Source organism: Amycolatopsis albispora (genome assembly GCF_003312875.1).
Taxonomy (GTDB): Bacteria; Actinomycetota; Actinomycetes; order Mycobacteriales; family Pseudonocardiaceae; genus Amycolatopsis; species Amycolatopsis albispora.
The window spans coordinates 5,793,470-5,806,102 of the sequence record NZ_CP015163.1; the positions used below are offsets into that span (position 1 = coordinate 5,793,470).

A 12,633-nucleotide genomic window follows, 5' to 3' on the forward strand; every position below is an offset into this window, starting at 1 on the left:
TCTTGTTGCCCCGCAACGCACTCCGCGAAACCTGTCGGTGCCCTGTGCGAAGCTCTTCGAGTGCGACCAGCGACCAACGGTGACCGAGGGCGACACCTGCTGCGTCGGATCACCGCGGGCATTCCCGAAGACAGGAACCCGGTCACGCACGTCGCCGAGCTCCCGGCGCGGGCGCCCGGCTACCGCGACTGGCCGTCGTGGGCCCCGGAGGCGGTGACCGGGCGCTTCGTCGCGGCCGGCGTCGAGCGCCCGTGGACGCACCAGGTCGAGGCCGCCGACGCGGCGTGGTCGGGCAGGCACGTGGTGATCGCCACCGGCACGGCGTCGGGCAAGTCGCTGGCCTACCAGCTGCCCGTGCTCTCCGCGCTGACCGCCGACGAGAAGGCGTGCGCGCTGTACCTGTCCCCCACCAAGGCGCTGGGCGCCGACCAGCTCCGCACAGTGTCCTCTTTGGACGTTCCAGGGGTGCGCGCGGCCACCTTCGACGGCGACACCCCGATGGCCGAACGCGACTGGGTCCGCGCGCACGCGCGCTGGGTGTTCACCAATCCGGACATGCTGCACCGCGGCATCCTGTCCGCGCACACCCGCTGGTCGCGGTTCTTCCGCAAGCTGTCCTACGTGGTCGTCGACGAATGCCACACCTACCGCGGGGTGTTCGGCTCGCACGTCGCGCTGTTGCTCCGGCGGCTGCAACGCGTCGCGCGGCACTACGGCAGTTCCCCGGTTTTTGTGCTCGCTTCGGCGACGACCGCCGAGCCCGCCGAGTTCGCCGGGCGGCTCACCGGGGTCGAGTGCGTGCCGGTCACGGAGGACGCGTCGCCCCGCGGCGCGCGCACGGTCGCGCTGTGGGAGCCGCCGCTGCTCGACGAACTCGCCGGGGAGAACGGGGCGCCGGTCCGCCGCTCGGCCGGTGCCGAAGCCGCGCGGATCCTCGCCGAGATGGTGATCGAAGGCGCCCGATCACTCGCTTTTGTCCGCTCCCGACGTGGCGCCGAGCTGACGTCGTTGGGCGCGCGCCGCATCCTCGCCGAGGTCGATCCGCTGCTGCCGGAGAAGGTGGCCGCCTACCGCGCGGGTTATCTGCCGGAGGAACGCCGCGCGCTGGAGAAGGCCCTGTTGTCGGGAGAACTCCTCGGTGTCGCCACCACGAACGCGCTCGAGCTGGGGGTGGACATCGCCGGCCTGGACGCCGTGGTGCTCGCCGGCTATCCGGGCACGCTCGCTTCGTTCTGGCAGCAGGCCGGGCGGGCGGGGCGCTCCGGTGACCAGGCGCTGGTGGTGTTTGTCGCCCGGGACGACCCGCTCGACACCTACCTGGTCCACCATCCCGCCGCGGTGCTGGACCGGCCGGTGGAAACGGCGGTGCTCGACCCCGGCAATCCGTACGTGCTGGGCCCGCAACTGGCCTGCGCCGCCGCCGAACTGCCGCTGACCACCGGCGAACTGGACGCGTTCGGCGGCGACGGTGCCCGCCAGGTGCTCGACGAGCTGGTCGCCGACCGCGTGCTCCGGCGCCGGTCGAGCGGCTGGTACTGGACTTCGCGGGATCGCCCGCAGCACCAGGTGGACATCCGCGGCTCGGGCGGTGAGCCGATCGCCGTGGTGGAGGGCGACACCGGCCGCCTGCTCGGCACGGTCGACCACGGCTCGGCCTGCAACACGGTGCATCCCGGCGCGCTGTACCTGCACCAGGGTTCGTCGTACGTGGTCGACGAGCTGGACCTCGAAGAGGGCCTGGCGATGGTGCACGCCGAGGAACCGGAGTGGAGCACGTCGGCCAGGGAGGTGGTCGACATCGCGGTGCTGGAAACGCACGAGCGCCAGGAGTTCGACGGCGTCACGGTCTGCCTCGGCGAGGTCGCGGTGACCTCGCAGGTGGTCGGCTACCTGCGCCGACTGCCGTCGGGCGCGGTGCTCGACCAGGTCGCGCTGGACCTGCCGGAGCAGGTGCTGCGCACGCGGGCCGTCTGGTACACGATCACCGACGGCCTGCTGTCCGGTGGGGACCGGGGAGTTGAGGGCAGGGCGCCGGGTCGCGCCGGGGTCGAACCGGCGCGGGTCCCCGGCGCCCTGCACGCCGCCGAGCACGCGGCGATCGGCCTGCTACCGCTGTTCGCTACGTGCGACCGCTGGGACATCGGCGGTGTGTCAACCGCGCTGCACGCTGACACCGGGGAGGCGACGGTGTTCGTGCACGATGGCCATCCCGGGGGTGCGGGATTCGCCGATCGCGGTTTTGCCGCGTTGGTCCCTTGGCTGGCCGCTACGCGGGAGGCGATCGTCTCCTGCGAGTGCCCGGCGGGTTGCCCGTCCTGTGTTCAGTCGCCCAAGTGCGGGAATGGGAACGAACCACTGGACAAGGCGGGGGCGGTGACCGTGCTGGAGCTCGTGCTGGGGGCTGTTGGTCGTCACGAGTTCCCGCGTGGTCACGGGGTCGATCAGGCCGCCGACGGTTCGGCGACGGCCAGCTGAACTCGCGCTCCGTCGAGCGCGCGGGAAAGCACGTCGTGCACGACGGCCGCGTCCGGCAGTCGCCAGCCCCAGACCTCGGGCTTGACCCGCCAGTGCACCACCCCGTGGTGGAACGGGGTCGGCGGCAGCGGGATCCAGCTGCCCTCGCCGTGGTACCGGACCGACTCGCGGTCCCGCAGTGCGGCGGGGCACTCGCCGGCGGCGGTGGTGAGGAACAGCCACCGGCCGTTCGGCATGGCCACGATCGGCGCCGGCTGGCCGAGCGCGCGGAGCAGGCAGGCCGCGCGGCGGCCCAGCGCGTCGTCCACCTCGACCGCGTCGACCACGGTGCCGGTGGCGACCAGGAGGCTGTACGGCGCCTCGGTCCACCAGGCGGCGACCCGGTGCGGGTGGGCGCCGACCTCGTCACGCCAGTTCGGGTACACCGGGACCGGGCTCTGCCAGTCGGGGTCGGCCCCGGCTTGGTCAGTCACCGACTCCGGAACCGCCGGGTAGGTGCCCGGGAGCACCGGCCAGCCACGCCCGGCGAGTCCGATCGCCTCGGCGCGCAGTTCGATGCGGAAGGCGCCGCGCCAGCTGTCCGACCAGTCTGTGTCCAACATTTTCCTGCCTGCTCTCCTAGCTGCTTCAACCGCGTGAGCGGCTCTGCACTCAAATAAACGGCAACTTGCAGAACGCCGGAAGTACTCACGCGACGGCCGGTGCGAATCGGACGACGAATGAATCCCCGGCCACCGGAGAACCGAAGATCGGCCGATTCGCGGCCTCCGCGTCGCCCGTTGTTCACCTGAAGCGGACATTTCCTCGCTATACCAACGGTTTTCCCGAATCCGGCGGCGATCGGGAAGCACACAGTGATACGTGAACGCAACAGAACGTGATACCGCTCACCGCGCCTGGCCGACCGTTGCTCGTGGCTGCCGACGGCCGCTCGCCGTACGCGCGAGCAGTGGGACCGTTCAGCCCTGCCGTTCGTCGCAGGACCTCACGACGAGCTGTCGACCGGCCCGGCTCGCGCCCTGCCCGAGGCCGCCGGGAACCGGGCCAGCGGCCCCGGCAGCCCGGCCCGCGTCTCGACCAGCGCGTCCCACCCGTCGAGCCGGCATCCGGCCAGCTCCACGCGCATCTCCGCGACCACCTGCCCGGCCTTCGCGCAGGCGGCTTCGGCCCCGTCGATCGCGGCTCCGGCCGCCGCGAGCGCCGCCAGATCGGCGGCGGCCGACGCCCGCTGCCTGGCGAGCACCACGGCGCCCAGCCCGTACAGGGCGGTGGCCACCAGCACCAGCGCCGCGACCGCGGACGCCGCCCAGACGGTGGCCACCCCGTCATCCCGGCGCACGGTCCACCACCTCCGGTTCGTACAGCGCGTAGGCGTGACCGTTCAGCCGGAGCCCCGGCAGCAGCCTCGCCCCGGCGGCCACCTCGACGGTGACCGCGTCACCCGCCGGCCGCACGACGTACTCGGCACCCGCCGGGCCGATCTCGCGCACCGCCCGCTCGGCCGACTCCGGCTGCCCGCGGGCGACCAGCCGGGCCGCTTCCCTGGCCGCGTCCGCGCACCGCAGTTGGTCGGTCATGGCCACCAGGCCACCGATGAGCAGGAAGAAGAAGCCGGACAGGGCGCCGAGCGCGATGGCGGTCTCCACGGTCACCGCCCCGCGGTCGAGCGCCCTCATCCCGGGGCCTCCAATGCGTCCTCGACCAGGGCCGCCAGCAGATCGACGACCATTCCGCCGGTGACCAACTTGAACAGCACCGCGGCGAGCGCGGCGGCGACCAAGATCACCACCGTGTATTCGACGGCCGCGGAACCGGCATCCCGGTGCAGCTCGAGCGCGTTCATGGTTGGGTCCTTTCTCCAGGGGTTCAGGGCAGGGTCAGCTGGGCCGCCAGCCCGGCGAGCACGGGCAGCACGCCCCAGCAGAGGAAGGCGGGCAGGAAACAGAGGCCGAGCGGCCCGGTGACCAGCACGCCGGCGCGCTGCGCCCGCGCCTCGGCCTGGTCGCGCATCGCGGCTCGGACCCGCTCGGCGAGCGCGTCGGCGACCCCGGCCAGCGCCGAACCGGACCGAGCCGTGCGACGAGCGGCTCTGGCCAGCTCAGCGGTGTCGGCGCAGGTGCTCGCCGCCGCCCAGGCGTCGCGGGGGTCCGCGCCCAGCGCGAGCAGTTCGGCTGTCGAGCGCAGGGCCGAGGCCACCTCGTCCGGCGCGCCCGCGGCGACCGCCCGGATCGCGACCGGCACCGGCAACCCGGCCCGCAACGCCGCGGCGAGCAGATCCCAGCCCGCCGCGAGCCGCCGGGCGTCGGCCGCCGAAGGCACCCGAGGCCGCCGAGCGGCGAACCGCATGCCCAGCACCAGCCCGATCGCCACGACCATGCCGCCGACTCCGGCCAGCACCGCCATCAGGCCCACCGCGGTCAGTTCGAGCAGCAGCCGAGGCGGCTTCCTGACGTGACGCGGGATCTCGCGCATTCCCGGCCAGAGCGCAACGGCACCGGCGAGCAACGCCATCGCCGCGGCCATCACGGCGAGATCCTGGTCAGCCGGGCCGTCCACACCACACCCGCGGCGAGCAGCGCCGCGCCGAGCAGCAGCATCAGCTGCCCGAGCCCGGTGTTCGCCAGCAGGTGCACCGGCCGCGCGCCGATTGCCTCGCCGAGCCCGATCCCGGCCACGGGCAGCGCGGCGAGCACCACCGCGCTCATCCTCGGCCCCGCCATGGTGGCCTGGACCCGCCTGGTGAACCGGAGGCTGGCATCGAGGTCGCGGCGTACCGCGCCCAGCACTCCGGCCATGGGCAGGCCGTGGCGGTGGGCCAGCAGCCAACTGCGGGCCAGTTGCGCGGCGGCGCCTTCGGACAGGTTCGGGTCATCGCCCAGCCGGACCGCACCGGACACGGCCCGGACCGCCTTGGCTGTCTCGGGCGGCGAATCCATCGCGGCGGTTTCGGCGGCCGTGGCGGGATCGGCACCGGCGTCGAGTTCGGCTGCCATCGTGCGCATGGCCTCGGCCATGCCCTCGGCTTCCGCGATCCGCGCCTTGCCCGCCGCGACCGAGCGCCAGAAGTACCGGCCCGCGGCGGCCAGAACCAAGACCGCCACCGGCCCGGCCGGCCCGAGCGCGAGAAAGGCCGCCAGCAGAGCGGTCACGCAGCCCGTCACCGTCGCAAGTAGACGGACACGTGGCTGGGGTGGGGTGCGCGGGAGTTCCACCGCGCGACCAGGCCAAGTGAGCAACGCGGCCGCGGCGAGCAGCAGGGTGAGCGTCAGCATCTCTTGCCTCCGGGGTCGCCCGGGAGCAGGGTGCGCAGGGCGGGGCCATGCTCGGTCCAGATGCCGTCCTGCCAGGCCGTGAGGACCTGGAGCCCGTCACCGCCCCGGCGCACCACCGCGATCTCGGCGAGGCGTCGCGTGTTGTCCGGACCGCGAACCATGTGCAGCACAACGCGGATCGCGGCAGCGACCTGGCTGTGCACGGCATCGCGTGAAAGCCCGCCCAGCGCCGCCAGCGCTTCAAGCCGCGCCGGGACTTCGTTCGGCGAATTGGCGTGCAACGTGCCGGAGCCGCCTTCGTGCCCGGTATTGAGCGCGGCGAGCAACTCGCATACCTCGCGACCGCGGACCTCACCGACGACCAGTCGGTCCGGACGCATGCGCAGGGCCTGGCGAACGAGTTCGCGCAGCGTGACCTCGCCGACACCCTCCACATTGGGCGGTCGCGCGACGAGCCGGACGAACTGCGGGTGCGAGGGATGGAGTTCGCCCGCGTCTTCGACGCAGACGATGCGTTCGGTCGGCGGCACCGCGCCGAGGAGGGCGGACAGCAACGTGCTCTTCCCCGCACCGGTGCCGCCGGTGACCAAAAAGGCCAGCCGGGCGGCGACGATCGCGCGGAGCACCGAGGCGCCGGTCGCGCCGAAGGTGCCGAGGCGCTGGAGTTCGGCGAGGTCGTGCTTGGCCGGACGGAGCACGCGGAGGGACAGGCAGGTGCCGTCGGGCGCCAGCGGTGGCAGGACCGCGTGCAGCCGGACGCGGCCGTGTGGACCGGGAATCCAGCCGTCGGCAAACGGCTGCGCGTCATCGAGGCGACGCCCGGCCGTGGTCGCCAGCCGCTGCGCGAGCCGCCGAACCGCGTCCTCGTCAGCGAAGGCGACCTCGGTTTTGCGGAGGCCTTCCGCGCCCTCGACCCAGACTTCGGTGGGTGCGGTGACGAGCACGTCGGTCACGTCGGGATCGGCGAGCAACGGCTCAAGCGGTCCGGCGCCGACGAACTCGTGGCGGACCATGCGGAGCGTCTCGAGCAGTTCCTGATGCCCGGCGATGCCATTCGCCTCGGCACGCACCGCTTCGGCGAGGGCCGTGGCTCCGGTGCCCTCCCTGGCCAGACGACGGCGTACCCGATCGACGAGATCAGTCGTCATGGTGGGCCTCCGGTTTGTGCGTTCTCTCGGCGGTGCCGCGTCTTGCGGGTTGGGAGTTCCGGGTGGTGGTGATTGGCGGGCATGGCTGCGCAGCGGGCGGGGCTTGATGCGCGGGCGGGATTTCGGGCGCGGGCTGCGGGTCGGGTGTGGACGGAGGACTTGGCGTGGGTGAGGTTGGCTGCGGGGACAGGGGCCTGGGCGGAGGCTTGGGGACAGGCCGCGGAACAGGAGCGGGCGGCATGGTGTCCGGAGGCGGCTCAGGGCTGGTCGAAGACGGCCCGGCCGGTGACTGGGGTTTTTGCGCGACGAGCAGTTCGGCCGGGGATTGGGATATGTGCACGACGAGCGGCTCGGTCGCAGGCTGGGCTTTGTGAGCGGCGGGCGACTTGGCGCTGGACAGGGTGGGTAGCGCGCGAGCGGTGGGCGCGTTCTTGGGATGCGGGGGACATGGGTGCGCCTTGGGCGTAGAGGTAGCGGGACGGGCCAGGCGATGAAGAGCGTCGGGAAAGGTCCGGCGGCCGAGGGCTGCGTGACGGGTAGGGCGCTCGGGCGCGGCGGGAGAGGCAGGGCGATGTAAAGCGGCGGGGTCGGCCTGGCGGTCGAGGGCGGCGTTTTGAGCCGTGTGATGCATGGCGGCGGAATGGGCACGGTGGTCGAGGGCAGCCGGAAGAGCCTGGCGGTGTATGGCGGCGGGGTGGGCCTGGCGGTGCACGACGGCCGGATGAACCCGGCCATGCAAAGCGGCGGGACTGGGCGGGCAGCACAAGGCGGCGGAATGAGCCCTGCGGTGCACGACGGCCGAATGAGCCCGGCGATGCGAGGCGGTGAGATTGGGCGGGCAGCACAAGGCGGCGGGATGGGCCCGGTGGTGCAGGGCGGCGGGATGGGCGCGGGGATGCGAGGCGGTGGGATGAGCCTGGCGTTGTGAGGCGGCGGGATGGGTTTGGCGTTGTGAGGCAGTGGGATGGGGCGGACTGGGCGAGGTGGAGGGGTGGGGCGCGGGTTGGAGGGTGGTGGTCATGGGGTGGGCTCCTGGCGTGGGAGGGCGGTTAGGGCGGCGACCGCTGCGGAGTGGAGGGGGCTTCGGCGGCGTGGGGGTGGGTAGGTGCCCCGGGCGAGGGAGCGGGTGAGGCGGGACTCTCGCCGGTATTCGGCCAGCAGGGGGGCGCCGATGCGGGTGGCGGCTTCGGTGGCGGTGGGGCCCGTGTGGGCGGGGCCCTGCGCGACGATGCGGGTGTCTGCACCCGCGCTTCGCAGGAGGGCGACCACGTGCTTCGCGGCGGAGCAGGCTCGGTGTTCGAGTGGGACGACCACCACGGCCAGGTCGGCACGCGCCGCGGCTTCGGCGGAGCCGTCGCCGAGGTGGCGCGGCAGGTCGCACACCACCAGGCGGCCGGCGCGGCGGGCCGACTCCACGACGCCGGCGATGGCATCGCCGCTGGGACGGCTGCCATCGGCCGACAGCCAGCTGAACCAGCCCGCCCCGCACTCCCGTCGCGGCAGGGCCTCGTCCAAAGCGGACAGCAGCACCCTGCCGGAGTCCACGCGCAGGTCGGACCAGCGCGACTGACCGTGGTTTTCCGCGCCCAGCAACAAATCCAGGCCGCCGCCGAGTGGATCGCAGTCGATCAGGAGCGGGTGCTCCCCCGCTCTCGCCGCGACGGTGGCGACCCCGGCGGCGAACACCGAGGCGCCGGCGCCACCGCGCCCGCCGAGCACCGCGAGCACGCGTCCGCCCGGCCGGGCCGGACCGTCCACGATTTCGGCGAATGCCTTCAGCACCGCGGTTTCGTCATCGGGCAGGGAATGCACCTGTTGCGCGCCGACGGCGAACGCGCGCTGCCAGGTCCCCGGCTCCGGCGGCCCCTTGCACACCACCAGCACACCCTTGCGCCGCGGCAGCTCGACCGGGTCGTCCTCGGTGACGGCGGCTTCGTCCACCAGCACCAGCGGCGCTTCTTTCCAGCGCGCCCGCGCGGCGAAAAGATCCGGTACGCATTCCGTTTCACAATTCGCGACCGCGGCGAGGCGCAGGACTTCGTCGAGTACGACCGCGTCGGCCGCGACTACGAGGGCGCGGTTTCCGGTCACTGGTATCCCCCCCATTTGGTTCGGCGGCGAGTGGCTTGGGTTCCACGGTCGCCTGGGGGTGGGGAGGGGACAAGCGCGGGAGAGCGGGGCTGTGGACAAGTGGTCGGTTGTGGACAACCGGGAACACACAGCAACCCAGGAACACACCGCGACCAGGTCACCAAAGCGGACATAGAACGACCCCCGCCAGGGGGGAGGGGCGGGGGTCGCTGGGGGTCCAGCCCCGGGGGGGGTCGGACTGAACCGGCCCGGGTGACACCGGGCACTCCCACTGTAACCACGCGCTGAGCGCGTTATCGCTGTTCAAGACGCCCACAATTCGGTAACGGAACTCCGGATCGGCGCCGGTCCCCTGTCGTGGATTTTCCGCCCGCACCGGGGAACAGTGCCGGGGCCACGCCTATTGTTGAACGGTGGCAGATCCCCGCTTCACGCCGCCGGAGTCCCCGGTGGCCGCGTTTTTCGACCTCGACAAGACGATCATCGCCTCGTCCAGCGCACTGGCGTTCAGCAAGCCGTTGCTCAGCCGCGGCCTGATCAACCGCCGCGCCGCGTTGAAGAGCGCGTACGCGCAGCTCGTGTTCTCCCTTTCCGGTGCCGACGCCAGCAAGACCGAACGGATGCGCGCGGAGATTTCCGCGCTGTGCCGGGGCTGGGACGTCTCGCAGGTCCGCGCGATCGTCGCGGAAACCCTGCACGACGTGGTCGATCCGCTGGTCTACGCCGAAGCCGCGGAACTGATCGCCGAGCACCGCGAGCAGGGCCACGACGTGATCGTGCTGTCGGCGACCGGCGAGGAAGTGGTCGCGCCGATCGCGGAAATGCTCGGTGCCACGCACAGCGTGGCCACTCGCATGCAGATCGTCGACGGCCGCTACTCGGGCGAAGTGGACTTCTACTGCTACGGCGAGAACAAGGCGGTCGCGGCGAAACGGCTCGCCGCCGAACGCGGGTACGACCTGTCCGCCTGCGCCGCCTACACCGACTCCAGCACCGACATCCCGCTCCTCGAAGTGGTCGGCAGCCCGCACGTGGTCAACCCGGACCGGACGCTGCGCCGGCTGGCCGCCGAACGCGGCTGGCCGGTGCTCGCCTTCACCCATCCCGTGCCGCTGCGGAACCGCCTCGCGGGTCCGGCCATCGCGGTCGGTCTCGGCGTGGGCGCGGTGGCCGCCGGAGCCACCTGGTACGGGCTGGCCAAGCGCCGGAAAGGCAAGGAAGGCAAGGCCTGACAAACCTCACCCGGATGACATAACCGCTGGTAGCGCAGGGTGTCGGGGTCACTGAATCGTGCCTCTGTACCGGTGCACCCGATCGCGCCCTTGAAGTGACCGGCATCACTGGCGTACAAAGTGAGTGCGGACATCTTGTCGGCCAGGGACGAGGCGAAGAGAAGCCTCACTCCACCCCGAAAGAGCTCCGTGCGCGGACTCCGGGCACCCACGCGCAGCACGCCGCGGGAGGCTTGTCGTCTAGGGATTGCGTACCGGGACGCCGGACGCCGAGTCCAGGTAGGTACGACTGGAGTTGCACGCTTGGTAACCCAGCAGTCCGCGCGAGCAGGCGGCGCCGATTCGTCGGCGCCGCCTGCAGCATGTTCGGGGTGCGCACAAACGTTTGAGACACGCCGGAATCACGGTGTGAGCGCTGCGTACTCCGAACGGCACAGCGGGTCGTTGACCGGCGCTGGTTCGGTGAGTAGCTTCCCGATGCCGGTCCAAACAGGTGAGTCCCCAACTCCATACCGGCTATACCTGTCAGCCAAGCGGAACCGAACAGGGAGGCCGACGTGAGTATCGGGCGCACGAGCAAGCAGCGACGGAGGAACCATGCGCTCGCCGCGTCCCTCGCCGCGCTGCTGGCGACCACCGGCGTGGCGGGCGCGGTGCCCGCGTCGGCGATGAACCCGGCCGACACCCCGGTGAAGCGGCAGCAGGCGGCCCAGCGGCAGGACGACGCCGAGACGGCCGAGGCGAAGCAGTCACTCGCCCGGATGACGCTGGAGCAGAAGGTCGGCCAGTTGTTCGTCGCCGACGTCTTCGGCAAGTCGGCCACCGAGGTGCACCCGAGCAACCAGAAGAAGTACGGCGTGGGCACCGCCGCCGAGGTGGTCCAGAAGTTCGGCGTCGGCGGGGTCATCTACTTCAACAACCCCGGCACCGACAACATCGACGACCCGGTCCAGCTCGCGAAGTTCTCCAACGGCCTGCAGAAGGCCGCGCTGAACTCGGGCGCGAAGCTGCCGCTGATCCTGTCGATCGACCAGGAGGGCGGCCGGGTCACCCGCCTCGGCAAGCCGGCCACCGAGTACCCCAGCAGCATGGCCGTCGGCGCGGGCCGCAGCACCGAGGACGCCAAGCGCCTGGCCACCATCAACGGGCACGAGCTGCGGGCCGTCGGCATCGCGCAGAACTTCGCGCCGGACGCGGACATCAACTCGAACCACCTCAACCCGGTGATCGGCTCGCGGTCGTTCTCCTCCGACCCGGCGCTGGCCAGTTCGCTGGTCACCGCGGAGATCGACGGCTACCAGCGGTCCGGCCGCGCCACCGAGACGGTGTCCAGCGCGGCCAAGCACTTCCCCGGCCACGGTGACGCCGCCGAGGACAGCCACACCGGCCTGCCCGAGATCGACCGCACCGAGCAGGAGTGGCGCGAGATCGACCTGCCGCCGTTCAAGGCGGCCATCGAGGCGGGCGCCGACTCGATCATGACCGCGCACATCACCGTGCCGAGCCTGGACCCGTCGGGCAATCCCGCCACGCTGTCCAAGCCGATCATGGGCGACCTGCTCCGCGGCGAACTCGGTTACCGCGGTGTGGTGGTCACCGACTCGCTCCAGATGGCCGGTGTGCGCAAGCTGCACCCGGACCACGAGATCCCGGTGCTCGCGCTGGAGGCAGGCGTCGACCAGATGCTCATGCCGCCGAACCTGGACGTGGCGATCAACGGCGTGCTCGACGCGGTGAAGAGCGGCCGGATCACCGAGGAGCGGATCAACGAGAGCGTCATCCGCATCCTCAAGCTGAAGCTCAAGCGCGGCATCTTCGCCCAGCCGATGGCGGACGTGAACGCGGTCAAGAAGAAGGTCGGCACGCCGGCGCACCTGGCCGACGTGCAGGCGCTGACCGACCGCACCACCACCGTGCTGCGCAACGATGCGAACCTGCTGCCGCTCAAGGACCCGGGCAAGGTGCTGGTCACCGGGTACAACCGGCCGGACTACCCGGGGTACCCGGCCGAGCCGGTCGCCGCGCTGGCGAAGGCGCTGGGCGCGACCGGCCTGTCCACCGGCACCAGCCCGAACGCGGACACCGTGGCGAAGGCGGTCGAAGCTGCCAAGGGCGCGGACACCGTGATCGTGCTGACCAACGGCCTGCGCACCAGCGCGAACCAGGTCAACCTGGTCAAGTCGCTGCAGGCCACCGGCAAGCCGGTGATCGCGGTCGGCGTGCAGGAGCCCTACGACCCCGGCTACGCGGACGTGCCGACCTGGGCGGTCACCTACGACTGGCGTGAGGTCACAATGAACTCGCTGGCGAAGGTGCTCAAGGGCGAGATCTCACCGCAGGGCAAGCTGCCGGTGAACATCCCGGCCGCGGACGGCCAGGTCCTCTTCCCCTTCGGCCACGGACTGAGCTGGTAAT

12 protein-coding genes are annotated in these 12,633 nt (G+C 71.8%); 4 read left to right on the forward strand and 8 right to left on the reverse strand.

What is annotated here, in order from left to right; translation table 11 throughout:
* Positions 1 to 60 precede the first annotated feature (60 nt).
* Entirely contained in the window at positions 61 to 2,475 is a 2,415-nt protein-coding gene (locus A4R43_RS27295; protein WP_113694923.1) for a DEAD/DEAH box helicase, read from the forward strand.
* Here the strand turns inward: A4R43_RS27295 and A4R43_RS27300 are convergent.
* The 7 genes from A4R43_RS27300 to A4R43_RS27330 form a co-directional block, all read right to left on the reverse strand.
* Positions 2,442 to 3,077: a bifunctional DNA primase/polymerase gene (locus A4R43_RS27300; RefSeq protein WP_113694924.1), complete on the reverse strand. Its 636-nt coding sequence runs from the start codon at positions 3,075 to 3,077 to the stop codon at positions 2,442 to 2,444. The genes A4R43_RS27295 and A4R43_RS27300 overlap by 34 nt on opposite strands.
* A 383-nt stretch (positions 3,078 to 3,460) precedes the next feature.
* Complete coding sequence (locus tag A4R43_RS27305) at positions 3,461 to 3,814, reverse strand: Rv3654c family TadE-like protein (protein ID WP_236808307.1); 354 nt, start codon at positions 3,812 to 3,814, stop codon at positions 3,461 to 3,463.
* On the reverse strand, positions 3,801 to 4,151 hold the full coding sequence (locus tag A4R43_RS27310) for a TadE family type IV pilus minor pilin (RefSeq protein WP_113694925.1): 351 nt from the start codon (positions 4,149 to 4,151) through the stop codon (positions 3,801 to 3,803). The genes A4R43_RS27305 and A4R43_RS27310 overlap by 14 nt, the downstream gene beginning before the upstream one ends.
* Complete coding sequence (locus A4R43_RS27315; RefSeq protein ID WP_113694926.1) at positions 4,148 to 4,318, reverse strand: DUF4244 domain-containing protein; 171 nt, start codon at positions 4,316 to 4,318, stop codon at positions 4,148 to 4,150. The genes A4R43_RS27310 and A4R43_RS27315 overlap by 4 nt, the downstream gene beginning before the upstream one ends.
* Positions 4,319 to 4,341: 23 nt before the next feature.
* The gene (locus A4R43_RS27320) at positions 4,342 to 5,031 is read right to left on the reverse strand and encodes a type II secretion system F family protein (protein WP_335645108.1); all 690 of its coding nucleotides are present in this window, start codon (positions 5,029 to 5,031) and stop codon (positions 4,342 to 4,344) included.
* Positions 4,998 to 5,624: a type II secretion system F family protein gene (locus A4R43_RS27325; protein ID WP_113694927.1), complete on the reverse strand. Its 627-nt coding sequence runs from the start codon at positions 5,622 to 5,624 to the stop codon at positions 4,998 to 5,000. Before A4R43_RS27325 ends, A4R43_RS27320 begins: the two co-directional genes overlap by 34 nt.
* Before the next feature lie 116 nt (positions 5,625 to 5,740).
* Complete coding sequence (locus A4R43_RS27330) at positions 5,741 to 6,895, reverse strand: TadA family conjugal transfer-associated ATPase (protein WP_113694928.1); 1,155 nt, start codon at positions 6,893 to 6,895, stop codon at positions 5,741 to 5,743.
* 640 nt (positions 6,896 to 7,535) lie between these two features.
* Between A4R43_RS27330 and A4R43_RS27335 the strand changes: the two genes are divergently transcribed.
* The gene (locus tag A4R43_RS27335) at positions 7,536 to 7,823 is read left to right on the forward strand and encodes a hypothetical protein (RefSeq protein WP_162788614.1); all 288 of its coding nucleotides are present in this window, start codon (positions 7,536 to 7,538) and stop codon (positions 7,821 to 7,823) included.
* A gap of 89 nt (positions 7,824 to 7,912) precedes the next feature.
* Here the strand turns inward: A4R43_RS27335 and ssd are convergent, their stop codons facing one another.
* Positions 7,913 to 8,986, reverse strand: a complete 1,074-nt coding sequence (gene ssd, locus A4R43_RS27340; protein WP_113694930.1) for a septum site-determining protein Ssd — start codon at positions 8,984 to 8,986, stop codon at positions 7,913 to 7,915.
* Between the two features lie 413 nt (positions 8,987 to 9,399).
* On the opposite strand from ssd, the gene A4R43_RS27345 reads away from it, so the two are divergent.
* Positions 9,400 to 10,218: an HAD family hydrolase gene (locus A4R43_RS27345; RefSeq protein WP_113694931.1), complete on the forward strand. Its 819-nt coding sequence runs from the start codon at positions 9,400 to 9,402 to the stop codon at positions 10,216 to 10,218.
* Between the two features lie 668 nt (positions 10,219 to 10,886).
* Positions 10,887 to 12,632 (forward strand): glycoside hydrolase family 3 protein, encoded by a 1,746-nt coding sequence (locus A4R43_RS27350; protein ID WP_113697915.1) that lies wholly within the window; start codon positions 10,887 to 10,889, stop codon positions 12,630 to 12,632.
* Position 12,633 lies beyond the last annotated feature (1 nt).